Source organism: Caryophanon tenue (assembly GCF_001700315.1).
GTDB lineage: Bacteria > Bacillota > Bacilli > Bacillales_A > Planococcaceae > Caryophanon > Caryophanon tenue.
The window spans coordinates 46,507-67,521 of the sequence record NZ_MASJ01000042.1 but is presented as its reverse complement, the minus strand read 5'-3'; the positions used below and the strand labels follow the sequence as shown (position 1 = coordinate 67,521).

At 42.2% G+C, this 21,015-nt stretch carries 23 protein-coding genes; 4 read left to right on the top strand and 19 right to left on the bottom strand.

Annotation, left to right across the window (positions count from 1 at the left end; all coding sequences use genetic code 11):
- Positions 1-66 precede the first annotated feature (66 nt).
- Positions 67-2,832, bottom strand: coding sequence for an ATP-dependent DNA helicase DinG (dinG, locus tag A6M13_RS15735; RefSeq protein WP_066548733.1), 2,766 nt, complete (start codon positions 2,830-2,832; stop codon positions 67-69).
- 149 nt (positions 2,833-2,981) lie between these two features.
- Between dinG and A6M13_RS15730 the strand changes: the two genes are divergently transcribed.
- Positions 2,982-3,395: a pyridoxamine 5'-phosphate oxidase family protein gene (locus tag A6M13_RS15730; RefSeq protein ID WP_169817464.1), complete on the top strand. Its 414-nt coding sequence runs from the start codon at positions 2,982-2,984 to the stop codon at positions 3,393-3,395.
- A gap of 23 nt (positions 3,396-3,418) precedes the next feature.
- Positions 3,419-3,835, top strand: a complete 417-nt coding sequence (locus A6M13_RS15725; RefSeq protein WP_066548731.1) for a pyridoxamine 5'-phosphate oxidase family protein — start codon at positions 3,419-3,421, stop codon at positions 3,833-3,835.
- Positions 3,836-3,882: 47 nt separating this feature from the next.
- Here the strand turns inward: A6M13_RS15725 and A6M13_RS15720 are convergent, their stop codons facing one another.
- From A6M13_RS15720 to panB, 5 genes are all read right to left on the bottom strand, one after another.
- Entirely contained in the window at positions 3,883-4,659 is a 777-nt protein-coding gene (locus A6M13_RS15720; RefSeq protein WP_066548729.1) for a hypothetical protein, read from the bottom strand.
- A gap of 45 nt (positions 4,660-4,704) precedes the next feature.
- Positions 4,705-5,271, bottom strand: a complete 567-nt coding sequence (locus A6M13_RS15715; RefSeq protein WP_066548727.1) for a hypothetical protein — start codon at positions 5,269-5,271, stop codon at positions 4,705-4,707.
- Between the two features lie 107 nt (positions 5,272-5,378).
- Positions 5,379-5,762 carry an aspartate 1-decarboxylase gene (gene panD, locus A6M13_RS15710; protein WP_066548725.1) on the bottom strand — a complete coding sequence of 128 codons (384 nt, stop codon included), beginning with the start codon at positions 5,760-5,762 and terminating at the stop codon, positions 5,379-5,381.
- 1 nt (position 5,763) lies between these two features.
- Positions 5,764-6,615 carry a pantoate--beta-alanine ligase gene (panC, locus tag A6M13_RS15705; RefSeq protein ID WP_066548721.1) on the bottom strand — a complete coding sequence of 284 codons (852 nt, stop codon included), beginning with the start codon at positions 6,613-6,615 and terminating at the stop codon, positions 5,764-5,766.
- A 1-nt stretch (position 6,616) separates the two neighbouring features.
- Positions 6,617-7,453 carry a 3-methyl-2-oxobutanoate hydroxymethyltransferase gene (gene panB / locus A6M13_RS15700; protein ID WP_066548720.1) on the bottom strand — a complete coding sequence of 279 codons (837 nt, stop codon included), beginning with the start codon at positions 7,451-7,453 and terminating at the stop codon, positions 6,617-6,619.
- 296 nt (positions 7,454-7,749) lie between these two features.
- Between panB and A6M13_RS15695 the strand changes: the two genes are divergently transcribed.
- Positions 7,750-9,195: a glycoside hydrolase family 3 protein gene (locus A6M13_RS15695; protein ID WP_066548717.1), complete on the top strand. Its 1,446-nt coding sequence runs from the start codon at positions 7,750-7,752 to the stop codon at positions 9,193-9,195.
- A 101-nt stretch (positions 9,196-9,296) separates the two neighbouring features.
- Here A6M13_RS15695 and A6M13_RS15690 read toward each other — a convergent pair whose 3' ends face one another.
- From A6M13_RS15690 to dapB, 5 genes are all read right to left on the bottom strand, one after another.
- Positions 9,297-10,283, bottom strand: coding sequence for a biotin--[acetyl-CoA-carboxylase] ligase (locus tag A6M13_RS15690; protein ID WP_066548712.1), 987 nt, complete (start codon positions 10,281-10,283; stop codon positions 9,297-9,299).
- Complete coding sequence (locus A6M13_RS15685) at positions 10,267-11,427, bottom strand: CCA tRNA nucleotidyltransferase (protein ID WP_066548709.1); 1,161 nt, start codon at positions 11,425-11,427, stop codon at positions 10,267-10,269. The genes A6M13_RS15690 and A6M13_RS15685 overlap by 17 nt, the downstream gene beginning before the upstream one ends.
- Positions 11,417-12,556, bottom strand: a complete 1,140-nt coding sequence (gene bshA / locus A6M13_RS15680) for an N-acetyl-alpha-D-glucosaminyl L-malate synthase BshA (RefSeq protein ID WP_066548704.1) — start codon at positions 12,554-12,556, stop codon at positions 11,417-11,419. Before bshA ends, A6M13_RS15685 begins: the two co-directional genes overlap by 11 nt.
- Positions 12,557-12,575: 19 nt before the next feature.
- Entirely contained in the window at positions 12,576-12,977 is a 402-nt protein-coding gene (mgsA, locus tag A6M13_RS15675) for a methylglyoxal synthase (RefSeq protein ID WP_066548701.1), read from the bottom strand.
- An 84-nt stretch (positions 12,978-13,061) separates the two neighbouring features.
- A complete protein-coding gene (gene dapB / locus A6M13_RS15670; protein ID WP_066548853.1) occupies positions 13,062-13,820 on the bottom strand; it encodes a 4-hydroxy-tetrahydrodipicolinate reductase in 759 nt (252 codons plus the stop codon).
- Between the two features lie 236 nt (positions 13,821-14,056).
- Here dapB and A6M13_RS15665 point away from each other — a divergent pair, with 236 nt between their 5' ends.
- Positions 14,057-14,926, top strand: coding sequence for a YitT family protein (locus tag A6M13_RS15665; protein WP_066548699.1), 870 nt, complete (start codon positions 14,057-14,059; stop codon positions 14,924-14,926).
- Between the two features lie 36 nt (positions 14,927-14,962).
- Here the strand turns inward: A6M13_RS15665 and A6M13_RS15660 are convergent, their stop codons facing one another.
- The 8 genes from A6M13_RS15660 to A6M13_RS15625 form a co-directional block, all read right to left on the bottom strand.
- A complete protein-coding gene (locus A6M13_RS15660) occupies positions 14,963-15,640 on the bottom strand; it encodes a zinc metallopeptidase (RefSeq protein WP_211270328.1) in 678 nt (225 codons plus the stop codon).
- Positions 15,641-15,727: 87 nt separating this feature from the next.
- Complete coding sequence (gene lhaT / locus A6M13_RS15655; protein WP_066548692.1) at positions 15,728-16,339, bottom strand: lipoprotein heptaprenylglyceryl N-acetyltransferase LhaT; 612 nt, start codon at positions 16,337-16,339, stop codon at positions 15,728-15,730.
- Between the two features lie 159 nt (positions 16,340-16,498).
- Positions 16,499-17,284: a menaquinol-cytochrome c reductase cytochrome b/c subunit gene (locus A6M13_RS15650; protein WP_066548691.1), complete on the bottom strand. Its 786-nt coding sequence runs from the start codon at positions 17,282-17,284 to the stop codon at positions 16,499-16,501.
- Positions 17,285-17,319: 35 nt separating this feature from the next.
- Positions 17,320-17,994 carry a menaquinol-cytochrome c reductase cytochrome b subunit gene (gene qcrB / locus A6M13_RS15645; RefSeq protein ID WP_066548688.1) on the bottom strand — a complete coding sequence of 225 codons (675 nt, stop codon included), beginning with the start codon at positions 17,992-17,994 and terminating at the stop codon, positions 17,320-17,322.
- A 22-nt stretch (positions 17,995-18,016) separates the two neighbouring features.
- Positions 18,017-18,520, bottom strand: coding sequence for a Rieske (2Fe-2S) protein (locus tag A6M13_RS15640; RefSeq protein WP_066548686.1), 504 nt, complete (start codon positions 18,518-18,520; stop codon positions 18,017-18,019).
- Positions 18,521-18,656: 136 nt separating this feature from the next.
- Positions 18,657-19,109, bottom strand: coding sequence for a DUF2487 family protein (locus A6M13_RS15635; RefSeq protein WP_066548682.1), 453 nt, complete (start codon positions 19,107-19,109; stop codon positions 18,657-18,659).
- Positions 19,110-19,191: 82 nt separating this feature from the next.
- Positions 19,192-19,740: a ReoY family proteolytic degradation factor gene (locus A6M13_RS15630; protein WP_066548681.1), complete on the bottom strand. Its 549-nt coding sequence runs from the start codon at positions 19,738-19,740 to the stop codon at positions 19,192-19,194.
- A gap of 13 nt (positions 19,741-19,753) precedes the next feature.
- Positions 19,754-21,010 (bottom strand): tetratricopeptide repeat protein, encoded by a 1,257-nt coding sequence (locus tag A6M13_RS15625; RefSeq protein ID WP_066548679.1) that lies wholly within the window; start codon positions 21,008-21,010, stop codon positions 19,754-19,756.
- Positions 21,011-21,015: the final 5 nt, after the last annotated feature.

The following is a 21,015-nucleotide window of genomic DNA, read 5'->3' as shown; positions in this document are numbered from 1 at the left end:
CCTTTCCGAATACAGACATCGGAATATTTGTGTGTGTCTTTCCATAATTGTCTCCTGCTTTCTTCCTCATCGTTCATTATTATACCAATGTTCTAGCGCTAAAACCATATCCTCTAATGATAGTTTTTGCACATCAATTGGCGGTAATGCATCAATAAATTGTTGGCCATATGATTTTGTATGAATACGGCGGTCGAGCACAATAAAAACACCGCGATCATGCGATGAACGAATTAAACGTCCAAAGCCTTGTTTAAAACGCATAATGGCTTCGGGGAGTGCTAGCTCTAAAAAGGAATTTTTATGCTGTTGCTCATACATATTCGCCCGTGCCTTAAAAATAGGGTCTTCTGGTGATGAAAATGGTAACCGTGCCACAATCACGGCTGAAAGTGCATCCCCTGGAACGTCCACCCCTTCCCAGAAACTGTTTGTCCCAAATAACACCGAACGCTGAAACTTTTGGAACGCTTTTAATAAACGCATGCGGCTGCCTCCCGTAACACCTTGTGCAAATAACATATATTCCGTAAGTGCTTCGGTTTCTTGAATATATGCGACCGTTTCCTTTAACATTTGTTGCGACGTAAACAACACAAAGCTTCGTCCCTCTGTTTGCTGTACACTCGCAATAATCCCTTTTGCAATCGCCTCGACATATGCTTGTTGCGATACAGTTTGTACATCTGGCATATCACTAACAATCATCATTTTCGCGCCTGCATAATAGCTTTGTGGTGCTTGGAACTGATGCACTGGCACACGTCGCTTCATGCCGAGCTGCTCGGTAATAAAGTGCGGATTATGTGGTACGGTCATTGTACCTGACGTCCAAATAATACCGATGTTCCCGCGCTGCTGTTGAAATAATTGTTGAATAGTACGCGCGACATGTAATGGCTTATGCAACACATGCAAGCTTCCTGGTAAACTACGTTGATCAAGCTCTAGCCACGTTGTGTAATGGACATCCTTTTGAATAAAAATCCGTTCCCACTCGGCAACTTTAATGGTCATTTCACGAATTAAATAGTGCCAGTCATTCAGTAAATACATATCTTCAACAACGAGCGGCTCTGTGCCACTTGAGAAATACGTCGCAATTTGCTTCGCCGCTGCTAACCACTGCACGACCGCATCGCGCGTTTCTCGAATCGCTTGCTCCGGCAATGCAATTTGTTGTAAAAATACCGTTTGTTTAACCGCGTCTAGCTGCTCATTTTGTAAGACTTGTACCATTTGTTGCACCGCGCGCTCAAAGCTTTGCGTCATACGCACATAGCTTCGTTCTGCTTGTAATAAAGCATTCATACTCACACGGCGCGTTTTTAAGGCACGTTTGTACAGTTTTCGAAACAATTGATGCTCCTCAGACGTACCAATTTGACCAAAAATATATTTCCACTGTGTGTATTGAAATATACTTTCATGCTGTTGAATCGCTGCTTGTACCATTTGGTGCGCCTCATCAATAATCCAACCACCGACCTCTTGATACAGCGGTGTTTTACGCGTTGTTTCAGCGAGTAACATCGCATGATTCGTAATAATAACTTCCACATGACGACTACGTTTTAATGCGCGCGTATAATAATCAACTGCACCTGTTGGACCGCTCACTGATTTGCGTAAACGGTCAAGCACAAGCTGTCCACCACCACTTACCGTTAACTCACTTAAGTCACCGGTAACCGTTTTTGTGAGCCAGACGATTACTTGTAATAACGCTAATGTTTCATCATAAGATTCTGGTTCTTGGCGCACAAGCTGTGTAACACGCTCTAAATCGACATAATGCTGCATGCCTTTTAATAAAGCAACGTGTACAGTTGTCCCAAGAATACGTTCAACTTTTTGCAACTCTTCTTGTAATAGTTGCTCTTGTAAGTAAGATGTATACGTACTAATCGCAATTTTTTTGCGTTCCCGCTTTGCATATAAAATCGCTGGCAATAAATAACCGAGCGATTTTCCAATACCCGTTGAAGCTTCAATGACTGTTTCATGGCGCGCCTTTAAAGCCTCCCATACAACATCCATCATTTGAAATTGCGCAGGGCGCTCTTCAAATTGCGGATAAGCTTTCTCACATAGTGCCATTTTTTGCTGTGTCGTTTGTGGATAGGCTGTTTCTACATCGTCTGCTTTGTCAATATGTGGCTCTTTTTGAATGGCTAGTCGACCGTAAAACAGTAAATCTTCACGCGTTTCCTGTATTGTGCGTTTTTCACGCAGTGCATCAAATAATAAATGAGCGATATTTGATTTTAAACGAAAAGCACGTTTATGCAACTGTTCAATCGTCGCTTGTGGCAATGTTAAAATTTCCTCATAACATTTCGCTAATAATTGCGCAGTTGCTAATGCATCTTCATCTGCTCGGTGTGCTTGCTGCAGCGGGATATGTAAATCTGCCGCTAAATCCCCTAACTTAAAGCTTAACGCAGTTGGGTACATAATTTTCGCTAACTCGACCGTATCAACAAATCGTCCTTGCCATGGTGACATGCCAATACGCTGAAATTCTTGTTGTAAAAAGTTCAAATCAAAATCGACATTATGGGCAACAAATACACTATCTTCCAATAATTCGTATACATAATCTGCATGCGCCTCAAACGGCATCGCATATCGTACATCTTCATCCCGAATATGGGTTAAATCCGTAATATGAGCTGGAATTGGCTGTCCCGGGTCAACAAATGTTGAAAACTGCTGCTCTACTTGCCAATTACGCATAATGACAATCGCTATTTGAATGATGCGGTCGCCATTTTTAGATGAATGCCCTGTTGTCTCTAAATCAACAATCGCATATTTTTGACTTTCCATTCGCTACTCAACTCACTATCTTCATAATAGAAAAAAGTGTACCATACTCCTGCTTTATCGGTCATGTTTTTACGTTAAAATCTCATAATTCGTTTAAGTGACTTTCTCATAGGGTAATCATTACTATACATGTTAAAGGGGTGATTCATTTGTTAGATGTTCAAGAAACAGCATTAAGCATTTTATCGAATGAGCGTGTCGGTACATTAGCGTCTGTTCATGACGGTAAACCATATACACGCTATATGACATTTTATAATGAAGGGTTTACGTTATATACCGTAACATCCAAAAACGCACCAAAAGTACATGAACTACTCGCAAACCCGCGCACTCACATTTTATACGGCTATGAAAATAATGACTTACTGGAAGAATTTTTAGAAATTGAGGCGACGGTATCTGAATATGATGATGCCACAATTAAAGAGCAATTTGTGCAACACTTTAAAGATGCCTATTTCAATGACCCTTCCGATATGCTTGTTTTAAAAGTAACGCCAACGCGTTTACGCATTATGAATAAAACAGGCGACCAACAGCAAGAAGTGCCACTGCCGTAAAAATAGAGAGGAGCGATATACAAATGGAACATGTAAAAGAAAAAATACTCGATATTTTAAAAAATAATAAAATTGGTGTCATGACGACTGTACACAATGAACAACCGTACTCTCGCTACATGACATTTACACATGAAGAGTTTACATTGTTTACACGCACACTTGAGGATTCTGAAAAGGTGCTCGATTTACAAAAAAATCCGTATACGCATATTTTACTTGGCTATACAAACACCGACCCAGATGCGTCGTATATCGAAATCGAAGCAAAAGTAACCGATTTTCGAGACGATGAATTAAAACTTAAAATCGTCAACACGCTTCGCAGCATTTTCCAAAAAGAAAGCGATATGATTGCCATTCAAATTGAACCAATCCGTATTACACTACACGATAAAAAAGGGACAGCACCACAAACGGTTGACTTCCCTCTACAATAATAATGAAAAAAGCCATCTGAGCATTTATGCTCGGACGGCTTTTTTTGTTACACAGATGAACTAATATATGCGTACTGGTCCATCATTTCAGCACGGTCATACAGCATAAATTGCTGCTGTAAGCTGTCATCTGCCATATACGCTAAAAATGTACAAATATACTGACCCTCTGCTGTAAATAATAGTGTATCATCACGGAAACGGCTCCCGAAACTTTCCCAATACAATGTTTCTTCACTAAGAGGCAATGCGTCTTCTACTTCATCAATCGCACGCGCTAATAATAAGGTCATATAATTTTGCACGGTGCGTACACTCATCGCAATTTGCGCTTCAAACATATCGCGCACCCATGCCACTTCCGCATCGGTCATATGCTCAGTACAAATACCTAATGGTGCTACCGGCATGACTTGCTGTAAGATTGCATACTGAATCGTCGGGTCTATCGGAGCTTGCTGTACCGCTTCAAATTGTCCATCTACAACGCGGTACATAAATGCTTTTGCAGCATGTTGCTGAACAGCTGTTAAAAACGGCACATGCGCCTGCTGAAATAAAGTCGTCAGACGTGCTGCCCAAATCGGCTCAACATTGTGCATAATGAATCGTGGTCTGTCATACACAGTTAGCTGCTCCACTTCAACTGTCTGCAAACCATATAATTGAAAATCGACTTGAATTTGTTGCGTAATTTGTGCCATGAAAAATTGATAAATCGGATGCTGGCGGTCCTTGCATTGGCGAATGGCTTGCACGTATTGCCAAACGGTTTGCTTGCGCCCTGCATCCGGTAACTGTTCAAATGGATAAAGTGTCGTCATAAAGCCACCTCTCTTTTGTTTACTATCGAAATAATGGCTAATTTCTTAACGATTATTTATCATTTCTGGACGTTTTGTTGTCGAATATAACGCGAACTGCGCGAGTACGAGACCGATAATCGTGCACACCATCACAGCGACAATTGCCCCAATAATGCTTGGCTTCATCGTCATCATATAAACAATCGCTATTAATTGTAGTGCCATCATTGACACACTTCGCCACAAAACGACGTTGCGACATTCGATTTGCAGCGCCTCCGACATGTGCTCTAACGGATGCTCATTTGCAGCTGCAGCAATTCGCTTTAAACGTGGTAAATTAATCACTGGACCTGCCATGCACATAAATAGCAATAACACTAGTGACATATTAATCCAAGCAGTTTGCCATCCCCAAGCACTTATCGTTAAATAAATCCCAGGTCCAATGACAAACACCGCACTCGGTGGCAATAAACCATCCATTTTCACTGCAAAGTTTGCCCACGTCCGCAATATCATTACATGTCGTGCTACGAGCAAACCAACCATCGCAGCGAGCGTTAAACTCACTGCACCAAACATCAGCAAGACACCAACAATGTGTAAAAACACCATAAATGAATACATTTTATCCCCTCGTCAAAAAAAACACAATAACAATGAGATTGTTATTGTGTAAATTTTACCAAGTTATCATTTTCTTGACTATATGTGTAGGTGTGATTTCTTTATTTTTACATTACTGTCGCTTCTGGCTCGTACGATATCATTTCTTTAATGTGATTACCTTCACCCATAATTGCTACAGTTGGCTGATGTTCTGCCGCTTCTGCATTGTCAACATATACATACGACATAATAATGATGATATCCCCCTTTTGTACAAGACGCGCTGCCGCACCGTTGACACAAATAACACCGCTACCACGCTCTCCTGAAATAATATACGTTTCAAAACGCGCACCATTATTATTATTGACGATATGCACTTTTTCATTTGGGAGCATCCCTACTGCATCTAAAATATCTTGATCAATTGTAATGGAGCCAACATAATTTAAATCCGCTTGTGTAACCGTAGCGCGGTGGATTTTGCTATTCATCATCATACGAAACATTTTAGTTTCCCCCTAAATTTATCATTAAATTATCAATGAGACGCGTCTTGCCAATATAAACCGCTAATGCTAATACCACTTGTGTTGTACTATCATCGACCGGTGCTAAATCTGGATACGATAATACTTCAATATAATCGATACGACCTGTTGTATGCGTTGTAATATGCGCTGTTGCCGCATCAATCGCTTTCTCAACATGATGCGTGTTAAGCAGTACATCTTTTGCGAGTTGTAATGCCGCATATAATTGCGGCGCCTCTACTCGCTCAGTTTCAGTCAAATACATATTGCGTGAAGATTTTGCTAAACCATCGTCTTCACGCACAATCGGCACACTGCGAATGACCACTGGGAAATTAAAATCGCGTACCATTGTCTCAATAATTGCCACTTGTTGTGCATCCTTTTGACCGAAATAGGCAACGTCCGGTTGTACTAAGTGAAACAGTTTGGCAACGACTTGTAGCACACCATCAAAATGCCCTGGACGACTTGCCCCGCACAGCATCGTTGCTTGACGCCCTGCATGAAGACGAATGCCGCCGTCATGTGGATACATTTCCGCAACAGATGGTGCAAATATCGCATCGACACCAACCGATGTAGCAAGCGCCACATCGCGTGCTAAATCGCGTGGATACGCATCGAAATCTTCATTTGGACCAAACTGCGTCGGATTGACAAACACGCTCATAATCGCAATATCGTGCTCCTCACGCGCTGCTTTCGCTAACGTTAAATGCCCATCATGTAATGCGCCCATTGTCGGCACAAAACCAATCGTTTGCTGTTGGCGTTTCGCATTGCAAATAAATGTCTGTAATGCGGCAATTGTTTTCAATACTTGCATCTTATTTTACGCCTCCGTACAACTGATCTAACTGCTCTTCTTGCATCGTAAAGCTATGCGCAAGCGTTGGGAATGTCCCATTTTTCACCGCTTGTGTATAACCTGCTAGTCCTTCGCGCATCACACGCCCTGCATCTGCAAAAATTTCGACAAATTTCGGTACACGGTGCTCCCCAAACTTTAATAAATCATGGTATACAAGCACTTGCCCATCCGCTTCTACACCTGCACCAATACCAATTGTCGGAATGACTAATTGACGTGAAATCATTTCCGTTAATTGATGCGGAATACATTCGAATACGACCGCGCATGCTCCTGCTTGCTGTACAGCTTGTGCATCACGAATAAGTGCCTCGGCTTGTTCTGCCGTCTTTCCTTGCACTTTGTAGCCACCAAGCACGCCCGCTGATTGGGGTTGTAAACCTAAATGTGCCACGACTGGAATGCCAGCTGACGTCAGTTTACGAATTACCTCAATTACTTCGCCTGCTCCTTCAACCTTTACTGCATTGGCGTTTGTTTCTTGCATGATACGTACCGCCGTTTGCAATGTGTCATTGACATCACCGTGATAGCTACCAAATGGCATATCGACCACGACAAATGTATCTTTCGCACCGCGACGTACTGCTTTGCTATGATGAATCATATCCTCTACTGTGACACGCATCGTTGAATCATAGCCTAACACGACCATCCCTAGCGAATCCCCAACTAAAATCATATCAACACCGGCTTGCTCTGCTAATGTTGCTTGTGCGTAATCATACGCCGTCACCATGACGATTTTTTCGCCATGCGCTTTCATTTGTAAAAACTGTGCTGTCGTTTTCATACATTTCCTCCTTCTAAAAGGTGGAAGAAAACAAAAAAATCTTTCTGTCAAAAGGACAGAAAGATACAAGGCGTACTGGTTCCGCTATGATGCATGGCTAAATAAGCCTACATATGGCGTCATAAAGTGTGCTGTTTTCTTCCGTCCCTGTCTTCGTTCAAGATCAAGGCAGATTTTTTGTAGTTTATGGTAAATTAAGAAGAGGTACAGTTCACAAACGGATACTGTCCTACACGCCTACTATAACAAAAAAAAAAATACGCGTCTATTTTATTATACAAACAAGGGGGATTTCTATGCGTCACACATTCATTTTGCTCGTTATGTTGTTAGTTGTAAGCGGCTGTACACCAACAACCGAAGAACAACAGCCACAGCCCATTGATACGAGCTACTTTGAACTCCAACTGCAAGATGCTAAAAATATGTTCCAAACAAACGCCACACTGGGCATTACGATGCTCGCAGATACCATTCCAAAAGAGCATATTTCGTATGAACATGAGCATGGCATTATTACAGCCATTACAAAAGAAATAGAACCGGTAACAACGGACGTTTTAAACGAGCTACAACTAACATCACCGTACACGCTAGATGACCTTCACACATTAACGTGGGACGCCAGTGATGTCGTGACAACGCTCCGCATCACACGAAACGCACCAACACTCAAACAAACGGTTTATGACATGCCACTTGATGAAAAGATTGGACAGCTCATTATTACCGGCTTTGAAGGCACAACCATCACTGAAGAATTACGCCGTGCAGTTGAGGAACAGCACATCAGCAATATCATTTTATTTTCAAAAAACATTGTAGACCACACACAACTTCAGCAATTTGCAACAAACTTTCATGCACTTGAACATACCTACCCTCTTTGGATAAGTATTGATGAAGAAGGGGGCAATGTTAGTCGCTTACCGGACGAACTCGTGTCTATTCCGACTGCCACAACATTAGCGAATAACCATTCAACAGCGGAAATTGAACGCATTGCAAATCATTTAGGACAAGCACTACTTGCATATGGTATTCAAGTAAACTTCGCGCCCGTTATGGATGTTAACAGCAATCCTAAAAATCCCGTTATCGGCACGCGCAGCTTTAGTGACGATGCATCAATCGTTTCTCAGTACGCTCTTGCGTTTCATCATGGTTTAACGGAGGCACATGTACTAACAGCGATGAAACATTTCCCTGGGCATGGTGACACCGATATTGATTCACATCATGCGCTGCCTGTGTTGTCTCATTCAAAAGAACAATTGTATGACGTAGAGCTTGTACCGTTTATCGAAGCCATTCAAGAACAGGCACCAATGATTATGGTCGGACATTTACTCATTCCAGCGCTCGATGATACGTTACCCGCCTCTGTATCTCCTGCTGTTATTACAGAACTTTTACGCCAGGAGCTTGGTTATACAGGATTAGTCGTTACCGATGATATTACAATGGATGCGCTTGACATGCCGATTGCCGACACCGCCGTACAAACATTAGTAGCAGGCAGTGACCTTGTGCTCATTGGACATGGCTTAGCAAATGCCCTCACTGCGCAGCAGGCGATTATAGAAGCTGTAGAACAAGGTGTTTTAACGGAGGAGCGCATTAATACAAGCGTATTACGTGTGTTACGTCAAAAACAGATGCTCGGTGAAGCAAGTGTGAAGCAATTTTCCATCGCCACATGGAATGACACGATGCGACAATTACTGCAATCATCACAATAAAAACGCGTCCGCTATTTGACGTAGCACCAAAAGCAGAAAAATATCCTTCAGCCATTGTTGTTGCTGGCTGAAGGATATTTCTTTTTGTGTCACGGTCTTTTTTATGTTAATTCAATATCTGCTGAGTAAATGCCGCGCACATCGCCATTCGCAAGACGTAGCTGTAATACCCCGTCTTCTGTAATGCCAACCGCCGTACCTTCTAACACTTCACGTAATGTTGTCGCACGAATATTTTTGCCAATCGTGCCCGATGCTTCTTCCCATAATGTTTTCAAACGAGAAAAACCATATGTCACATATTGTTCGCTATAGTTTTCCATATAGCGACAAATTTCTGCAACAAGCGCTGCTCGGTCTAACACTTCGCCTGCTTCCATACGTAATGACGTCGCAATAGACTGTAGTTCTTCTGGAAAATGCTCTTTTTGCTGGTTCACATTAATGCCAATGCCAACAAGTAACGCTTGCACACGGTCTGCTTCTGCAATCATCTCCGTTAAAATACCGGTCGTTTTTTTGCCATTGATTAAAATATCGTTCGGCCATTTAATTTCAGGCGTTATTGTTGGGTAAAGCGACTTCATCGCGTTAACGACTGCCACTGCTGCGACAAGTGTAAATTGCGGCGCTTGATGTGGCGGTAAATCAGGACGCAAAATAATCGTCATCCAAATCCCTTTACCTGCTGCTGAGTCCCATTCACGTGCCATACGTCCACGCCCTGCTGTTTGTGCCTCTGCAATAACTACCGTACCATGTGGCGCATTTTGTTGAACGAGGTCACTCGCAATAATTTGCGTCGATGTTACCTCTTTATAATAATGAATCACTTGCCCAATGTGTTTCGTCTGTAAATGTTGTGCAATATGCGCACGATCGACAAAATCCTTCGATGAAGCGAGACGATAGCCCTTTTTGCGTACGGATTCAATGTCGTAACCATCTTGTTCGAGCGTTTGAATCGCTTTCCAAATTGCTGTGCGAGAAATGCCACACGCTGTTGCTAATTGTTCACCGGATACATATGCTTCTTGTGGCAAAGCAAGTAATGCTTGCAGTACTTTTTCTTTAGTTGTTCCACTCACGACTATACCATTCCTTTATGTGTTCAATGTCATTTGGCACCTCACCGCGCACAACCGCTTCTAATAGCTGTGCCAATGCCTCTTTTAACCACGGGCCTCGTGTGGCATCACGCCACATCATGAAGTGCTGACCGTTTACAACGAGCTGTTCTTTTTGCTGAATCGGTAACGCTTGTTTCGCTTGTGCAATGGCTTCGGCTGTTAATGCGGGTAGATTACGCCACTTTTTCACGTCATTTGCTGCTTGTAAAACCGCGATATCATAACGGAAATAATCCATCACGTCCCAGCGCGGCGCGGCAACTAAATACTGGACATCCCGAATAAAATGCTTTTGCTTATTCGATAAACGATACGCTTTCCCTATCGCGGTTGCATCCATATTTGAACAAATTGCAAAGTATGCCCAAGCAATATCAGTAGTTTCGCATATTACATGTCGCCACTGCTCTGCTTCAAAATGTCCTTCGAGCTGCGCTGCTAACGTACTTTCGACTAAATAATGAATGCCCGTTGCTACGTGCGGCGCCACAAACATTTTGTCAAATTCCGCTTGCACACGCTCAACCGAGATAGCTGTAATCTTTTGCGCATGTTGTTGGATCGCGTTAAACGTCATAGGCTCAATTGTAAAGCCAAGCTGTGCTGCAAAACGAATTGCACGTAGCATGCGCAGTGCATCCTCTTCAAAACGTGCTGCTGGCTCTCCTACTGCACGTATCATACGCTGCTGTAAATCGGCCTGCCCGTTATAATAATCAAGAATGTCACCATTTGCTCGTTTCGCTAACGCGTTCATCGTAAAATCACGGCGCTGTAAGTCTTCACGTAGCTCCCGAACAAATAGCACGTCATCAGGGCGGCGACCGTCACTATACGTCGTTTCGGTACGGTATGTTGTCACTTCAATCCCTTCACCATCAACTAATACGAGTACCGTGCCGTGTTCAATCCCGACATCAATTGTTTTTTGGAACACGCGCTTTACGTCTTGTGGCAACGCATTTGTTGCGACATCAATATCATGGAAAGGGCGACCTAGCAATTCATCCCGTACGGCACCACCGACGAACACTGCCTCGTATCCCGCTTGTTCAAGTTGCGTAATTACGTGTAGAGCAGCCATTGACGCTTTACTTGCCATGCCACACCGCCACCTTGTCATATAAAGCTTCATATTGCTCAACGATTGATGCCGAGCTAAAACGTGTTGCAACCGCTTCTTTCGCATGCGCTTTAAACTGCGCTAAACGAGATTCATCACGCAGCAGCGCTACGGCATGCTTGGCAACTGCTTCCACATCGCCTTCTTCAACAATAAAGCCTGTTTTACCATGTTCAATCACTTCTGGTATACCGCCAACATTTGTCCCAATTCCCGGCACACCACAAGCCATCGCTTCTAATAGCACTAAACCGAACGACTCTTTCGATGATAATAGCAACATTAAATCACTCATCGAATACAGTTCCGATAAATTCTCCTGACGCCCTAAAAAGAGCACATCTTCTTTATATGGCGTTTCTTTTACCATTTGCATAATGCGGTTCATTTCTGGTCCATCGCCGACTAACATGAGCTTTGCAGGCATTTCTTTTCGCACGCTCATAAACGCTTCGACAATATGGTCAACATTTTTGATTTTGCGGAAATTCGATACATGAATTAGTACTTTTTCATCGTCACGAATGCCAAATTGCGCACGTAAATTACCGACATCGACTGGCTTATAGACGCGCTCATCGACAAAATTATAGACCGTTTCAATATCTTTTTCTGTTGGAATTAAATCATATGTCTGTTCCTTTAACGCGGTTGAAACAGCGGTTACAATATCCGATGCTTCAATACCATATTTAATCGGTTTTACCATCGACGAATCTTGACCAAGCACCGTAATATCTGTTCCGTGTAGCGTCGTCACAACACCGAAATCCACATCGCTCATATTGCGCGCTAATGCCGCACATACTGCATGTGGAATCGCATAATGAACGTGCATGACGTTTATTTGTTGTTCTTTCACAACCTCTGCAATTTTGCTCGCCAAAGCGATGTCATACGGCGGATATTGAAAAACAGAGTATTGGTTTACGTCCACTTCATGGAAAAATATATTTGGATACATACGATTTAAACGAAACGGCATACTTGATGTAATAAAATGAATTTCATGCCCCCGCTCCGCTAACATTTTTCCAAGCTCTGTCGCAAGTACACCCGAACCTCCAACTGTTGGATAACACGTAATGCCGATTTTTAGCTTTCTCATCCGACGAACCCTCACTTTCTTAACGACGCTCTTGAATTAAACGCCAGTCAATAAACCCTTCTTGTAATCCTTTTAATAACACTTCTGCCGTGCCCATATTTGTCGCAAGTGGCACATTATATACGTCGCATAAACGAATAAGCGCTGACACATCTGGTTCATGCGGCTGTGCTGTTAACGGGTCGCGGAAGAAAATGACCATATCCATTTTATTCATCGCAATCATCGCGCCAATTTGTTGGTCACCACCAAGTGGACCTGAGCTAAAGCGTTGAATGTGTAAACCGGTCGCTTCCATTACGCGCATACCAGTCGTCCCCGTCGCGTATAAGTCATGCTCTTTTAAAATTTCTGTATATGCAATTGCAAATTCTACTAAGTTGTCTTTTTTGCGGTCATGTGCAATTAATGCTATTTTCATGTACTTCATCCTTTTCAATACATAGAGGGCTGCGCGAAAGCATCTCAACATTTCATGCAGCCCTGACTATGCGATATTATGCGTTTAAATAATATTTTCTAATCCATAAACAAGTGTTTTCATACTTACAACTTCTTCAATACAAAATGCAACGCCTGACATAAACGAACCACGGTTCATCGAGTCGTGACGAATTGTGAGTAACTGTCCTTCACCACCAAACAGCACTTCTTGGTGTGCGACTAAGCCTGGTAAACGAACGCTATGAATACGCATACCGTCAAAGTCTGCACCACGAGCACCTGCTAATGTTTCTTTTTCATCCGGATGTCCCTGCTGTTTGGCTTGACGTACTTCGCTAATCATTTGCGCTGTCTTCACAGCAGTCCCTGATGGCGCATCTAACTTTTGGTCATGATGCATTTCGATAATTTCCACATCTGGTAAGTATTTCGCTGCTTCTTTGGCAAACTTCATCATTAAAATCGCACCAATGGCAAAGTTCGGGGCAATAATTGCACCTAGCTCTTTATCCGCTGCTAGCTGTGTTAACTCTGCTAGCTGTTCATCCGTAAAACCTGTCGTGCCAATAACTGGACGTACGCCTAGCTGTAACGCCTCTTTCGTATGTGCATATACCGCGTGTGGGTTCGTTAAATCCACTAACACATCCGGCTTTGTATCTGCGACTAATTGTGCCATCTCTGTGTAAATCGGCGCTGTATACGACGTTGGAAATAATCCCGTATCCGCTAATGTTGCACCGATTTGTTTATAGTCCAGTACAGCGACTAATTCCATACCTTCTTTTTTCATCACCGTATGTACGGCCTCTGTTCCCATTTTACCACGTGCACCTGCAATTGCTACTCGAATCACTCAATCTCATCCTTTCATCATTACGTCCATGTTGCTAGTATGTAGAAGCTTTAAGGGGGTTGTTCAACTGTCATCTATGTACCCTATTTCACGAATCATTGTCGCGCCAGCTCTTCTTCCATCGTATCGAAAGAACATGGGGGTTGTCAAAGGAATAAAGGGCATGGTAGTGTGATTTTAGAAGAAAGAGAGGTGCTTACATGTTAAAAATGATTAAATGGCAAAATGTCGTTGGTATTTTAATCGGAACAGCAATTTTCGCGTTTGGTTTTGTTCACTTCAACATCGCTCATGAGCTTGGTGAAGGCGGCTTTAGTGGGATTACATTAATTTTACTATTCACACTTGGATGGGACCCAGCGCTCATGAACATTATTTTAAACATTCCAATGTTCATATTAGGGTATAAACTTCTTGGTAAGCGCTCGTTTATTTACACCTTAATCGGGACTGTCGCATTTTCAGTATTCTTAAAAATTTTCCAAACATACGCATTCGCTATCGACTTGCATGAAGATCTGCTGCTCGTCGCATTATTTGCAGGGGTATTTATCGGTCTTGGGCTCGGCATCATTTTCCGCTTCGGTGGGACAACAGGTGGCGTTGATATTTTAGCACGCTTAATGCACAAATATTTCGGCTGGAGCATGGGCAAAACGATGTTCACGTTCGATGCATTCATTATTTTACTATCATGGCTTACATTCCTCGACGCCCGTTCGATGATGTACACATTAATCGCCGTTTACGTTGGTGGACGTGTCATTGATATGGTACAAGACGGACAATATGCAGCGCGTGGCATTTTCATCATTTCACCGAAGCACGAAGAAATTGCCGAACATATTACGATGCATATGGAGCGCGGTGTAACCATTTTAAATGGGCAGGGCTATTTCACAAAAGAACATAAGCAAGTGCTTTATTGTGTCGTACCTAAAAACGAAACGATTCGTATTAAATCTATTATTGAGCGCATTGACCCTCATGCCTTTGTCTCCATTTCTGAAGTACGTGACGTATCGGGCGAAGGCTTTACGCTTGATGCAGCGAAACAACCACTGCATTAAAAAAAGCGCGTCGGGATTTCCCGATGCGCTTTTTCATTAATCTTCGTTACTTGTCATACCTGTATACATTAAAATTAAACGTACAAGCTCAAGTACCGCAACTGCTGCTGCAGCTACATATGTCATAGCCGCTGCATTTAATACGCGACGTGCTTGTGGATATTCTTCATTATTAATGATGCCCATTGATGAAATTTGATTCATCGCTCGACTTGATGCGTCGAACTCAACAGGTAACGTTACTAACTGGAATACAACCCCAGCTGCCATCAAAATAATCCCTAATAACAATAAGTTTGAAGATGTGGCAATAATACCGATTAAAATGAAAATCCATGATGCATTTGACGAAATATTCGCCACTGGCACTAATTTCGAACGAAGTGTTAACATTGCATAGCTCTCTGCATGCTGAATTGCGTGACCCACCTCGTGGGCTGCAACTGCTGTGCCGGCAACAGATGTGCCGTAATAGTTTGATTCTGATAAAGCAACTGTTTTTGTTGCTGGATTGTAGTGATCTGATAAAACCCCTTGTGTCGGAACAACACGTACGTCATATAAGCCGTTTGCGTCCAACATTTCACGTGCAACTTGTTCACCCGTTTTGCCAGATGTCGAATACACTTCCGAATACTTTTTATACGTGCTCTTTACTTTCCATTGTGCGTACAGCGGTAAAAGTAAAATCAGTAAAAAGTACACAATAAACATTACCAATAGTCTTCTTTCCTTTCATATAAAGTATCCATTTTTCTAAGAAGAAGGTAAATTACCTACAATTCCCTCGATACTTCTATTTTACCGAGTGTTACGCATATGAGCAAATAATCCGCGCTGTTTGCTCACATAAAATGCAAGTGCTATACAGAAAATGGATAACCAAAACGTAAAATACCCAATGTATTCAGCGTATTTCGTAATAGAACGATAAATCGGCATTTGCCCAAACACATAGTCGATCACATCATTATGCAGCGTCCATACGGCTGCGATTGCCACCGATACATAACCAAAATCATATTTCGGTATATAGAGTACGGCTTGTAACGCCATGGCAAAGTGTGACACAACAAGCATCCAGCCAATTGGACTTAGCGGCCCTGTCTCATACGCTGTCCAAAAATTCATCACATCTGCCCATATTCCATATTTCACGAGCGTAATGAGCGCGAGTGCCTCAAATAAGCGATAATTTGTGCCACGTAACCAACCAATAATGACCAGACAGAAAAATAATGAAGCAGTTGGACTATCCGGTACAAATAAATAAAAAATTGGCTCCGTGTTTGCTAATTGCCCACCGTACCATATGTATCCATAAATCGTGCCACCGATATTCACGACTAATAACAGCCATAAAAAAGTGCGGTGCGTTAATAAAAACCATAGTTGCGTCCATAACTGTCGCATATCCTTCCTCCTTTCTTAACTGTTGTCAGTGTACACTATTTTTTTTACACTGCGCATCGTTTTACACATTGTTTCATAAAAAAAGAGTGTCGAAGCCTATCAGCTCGGACACTCTTCTTTGCTCCATAGTTCGTTCCTATGAAAGCTTGTATGCTACTACTATTCTTCTTTTAAACTTGCGATAAATTCTGCAACAACTTGTAATTCCTCATCTGTTCCAGCCCATTGACCTGCTGGCATCGCACCACGGCCATTGACCATAATCTCAGCAACTTCATCCGCTGTTAACTCATTGCCAACAAGTGGTGGCGCAGCTGCACCACCGGCTAAATCAGCTCCGTGACAGGCTATACAGGATTTCCCTTGCTCACCGGTCAACAATAAATAGCCTTCTGCCGTTTCGTCAATTTCAACGTTTACTTCTTCTTGAATTTGACCTTGTGCTTCTGCGGCTTCCCAGTCATGGTTTACAACAGACTCCCACGTTAAGTAAATCATCGACGCAAGTGCAAGCAACATAAACGCTGTCGGTAACGGACGTTTAAATGGGCTACGCTCTTTCGTCGTATCTAAAAACGGGGCAAGTGCTAAAGCACCAAACGCTAAACCTGGAATAATAATTGCGCCAATAATATTATAAGGCCCCGATGCATACGTATACTTTAACAACTGATACATCTGTAAGAAATACCAGTCTGGTAACGGAATATATGCTGTATTTGTTGGGTCTGCCTGTCCTTCTAACGGGGATGGATGTGCAACCGTTAATAATAAATAACCGATTAAAAAGACCGCACCAACCATCCATTCTTTTAGTAAAAAGTCTGGCCAAAATGCTTCTGTACGTCCCGGATATTCCGAATAATCTTTCGGCTTATTTGGCATCCGACCAGTTGCTTTTACACGTGAATCGCCTACAAACTTCATGCCTTTTCCACGATGCATATTGTCCTCCTCCTTTTCTTATTCGCTCGCGTTCTTTATAACGGTCCTGAAATACCTTGACGACGAATCATAATAAAGTGTAGTGCGAGTAATACGAATAAAACAGCCGGTAAGAAGAATACATGAATCGCAAAGAAGCGCGTTAATGTTTGTGCGCCGAGAATTGTTGCATCACCAGCTAATAATGTTTTGATAAGTTCTCCTACAAATGGTACTGAGGCGGCAATTTCGATACCTACCTTTGTTGCAAATAATGCTTTCATATCCCAAGGCAATAAGTAACCTGTAAAACCTAAGCCAAGCATAACCCCAAAAATTCCAACACCAACTAGCCAGTTCAGCTCACGAGGTTTTTTATACGAGCCGGTAAAGAATACCCGCAACGTGTGTAAAAACATCATGACAATTACTAATGACGCCCCCCAATGGTGCATACCACGTACGATTTCACCGAACGCAACTTCATTTTGTAAATAGTAAACTGATTTCCAAGCATTTTCGATATCAGGTACGTAATACATCGTTAAAAACATTCCCGATAAAATTTGAATGACGGTAATGAAAAAGGTTAAGCCGCCAAAACAATAAACAAACGCTGAAAAATGGTGTGCAGGGTTCACGTGCTCAGGTACTTCATGGTCTGCAATATCACGCCAAATAGGTGTAATATCAAGACGTTCATCGACCCAGTCATAAATTTTATTTAGCACTGTTGTTTCCCCCTAACTATTATTAAATTAAAGTGTTCTCGGTTGGCTTTCCGATTAATAAAAAGCCATCTTTCTCAGAAATTTCATATTGGTCAAGCGGTCCAAGTGGCGGCGTCCCTGCAACGTTTTTGCCATTCTTCTCATAGCGCCCTAAATGACACGGGCAAAAGAATTGGTCAGGATGTGCAGTGTCTCCCCCCCAATTGACCGTACAGCCTAAGTGCTTACATACCGGCGATAATGCAATGACATTGTCACCGTCTTTATACACCCACGCTGAATTGGTTACTTCAGATGTGTACCAGCCGTCTACTTGTTCATAAGAAAAATCGACACGCGTCGGCTCATTCGATAGCTCGCTAATTTTTTGCGCAGTTTGCACAAAATCACCATCACCCTTTTTTTGTAAAATTGGGTCTACTGCAAAGCGAACCATCGGCATTAACATTCCTGCCGCCATAAATCCGCCTACACCGGTTAATGTGTAGCCTAAAAATTGGCGTCGTGAAACCCGATTGTTACTCATCTCGTTCCCCCCTCTAACCATAAAAGTCAGAATCATACTTCATAGCAATACTAAGACAATTCTATGATATATCATTAAATTTTCTCGGTCAATACACGAAAATCCTATTTTATGAAAAGTGGGAACTTTCTACAAACTATTGCCCCGTATTCCAATCCGCTAAAAAAGTCGGTAAAATTTGTTTCAATTGGTCTTCTAAAATACTTTTGCGTACGTTTTGATCCATCGACTCAAGTGGAATCGGAGGCAACCAAATGATTGCTTTTTCAGCATCAATTGTACGCCATGACACATCGGTTGTTATGTAAAAAATATGGCGAAATCCGCCATTTTCAAGCTCTTCATGAATGTTTTGTAACAACGTTGGTGAACGGAGCATCATCGTATAACAAACCGGTGGCAATAACACCATTCTCCCTTTAAATTGCTGCTCAATATAATTAGTGAGCGATAATAAATAAGAGGCTGCCATGCTTGACTGTAACAGCGCCTGTTCTGAAAAATCGAGCTGTACGAGTGGCACAATTGCCGTATCAATAAATTGTTTTTGCTGCTGAAAAATCGTCATATCTTGCACCGTATATTTCATCCTTATCCCCTCAGTTCCATCAAAATAATCTATAAATACAACAAAGCGAAATAACTAAGTCGTCATTTCGCTGTTTGTGATGTTATGTGTTGCGCACTTGCTGTAATAATTTTGATAACGCGACAAATTGCTCTTTGTCACCCTTATCTAATGCTTCATCAATGTCACGCAATATTTTTTCTTCTTGGAAATAATGCAAGCTCTCATGTACGAGTTGCTCCGCCACCATTCGGTCATGCTCATTCACTTGAAGCGACTGTGGCATATGCGGGTTTTCTTCTAGTACCGCTAAATATTCTTGGCTTGGTGGAATGTTATTAAAGTTCAGTTGAATATAAAGGTCTTCCTCATGGTGAATGCGTAAATCATGGAATGACTTTTCCGCATCTGACGTCATAATATTCCCTTTATAAAAACGAAACGGAATGCCCGGTGTATCAACTGTTGACATCACCATTGCACGCGGACGACAGTGATGCACTTCCTCTGTAAAATGTACACGCTCTAATATTGCTTCATCACTCAGCAAATAATTTAAAATCCATACACATTCTCGACGTTTTAGCTGATGATTTCTCAAAAACCACTGAACAAAGTTACGTTTTTCATCAATTGATACGGATGCAGTCAACAAATCATCCCCCTTAATCTAAACTTAATTGTAATTCTACATAGCGGTCATCTGATGGGTCAAGCGCAATTAGCTTTTCAACAATCGCTTTCGCCTCATCGCGACGCCCTTCTTCTAATAAGAAGTATGCATACTCCTCTAAGAAGTTCGCATCCTCTTCATGGTCGCGGTATGCTTCGGCATAAAACGTTGCCGCTTCCGCGTACTCTTCTAAATTAACATGTGCTTTTGCTACGAATGGGTACAACGCCGTCCATTCAAAATCGTCACGCTTTAAATCATTGTATAAAGCAATGACATCTTCATCACGCTCTTGTTGCGCATAAATCGACATTAATACAAGCGCGGCTTCCATATACTCTGGGTCAAGCGCTAACGCTTCTTGTAAATGTTGAATCGCTTCTTCTGGCAATTGATTTTTCAGCGCCATTTTTCCAGCATATAAAAATAGCGACTTATCATACTCATCACGCGTAATTCCGTCTTTTATCGCCTTATATGCCTTATCATTTTGCTCAAGCATGCCATAGCTTTGCGCTAATAATAAATATGCCGAGAAGTAATCGGGATCAAGCTCTTTTAAGTCCTCTAACTGCGTAATTGCCGTATCGTATTTTTCTGTTTGGAAGGCGGCGTATGCTGAACCAAATAGTAAATCAGCTGTCACATCTTCCTCCAATGCTTTCATATAATAATCAAGTGCTGTTTCATAAGCTGCACCTGCGCGGTATACTTCCGCTAAACGTGCCGCTAAGTTTACACCTGCAAATGTTTGCTGCTGTGTATAAAGCTCTTCATATAAACGTGCCGCTTCTGTAAAGCGCCCAATTTCTACTAATAGCTCCGCTTTTGCAAAGTGCAGTAACGGTTCCTCTGGTAGTAGCTGTAATGCCTCATTTAAACGCTGCTCTGCGACTTCATATAAGCCTTGCATTTGATAATAATCTGCTAACACGAGTAAAGCTTGCGGATATTCCGGAGCTTCTTCCGTAATGTCCATTAATAAGTCCAGCGCCGTATCTTCGTCGCCTAATTCCATCTGTACTTGCGCACGGTCAATTTTTAACTGCGCTTCTTCCGGGAATAAAAATTGTAAATGCTCAAACACTTGGTCTGCTTGTGCCATAAATCCTAACTGCAAGCAACCTTCCGCAAATGCGTACTGTACGTCCGGTGTACCATTTACTAAAAAATCGTCTAGTTGCGCTTCAATTGCTGCTAAATCACCTTGTTGTAATGCTTCAAAAATCGTTTCTTCCAATATCGTCACCTTAC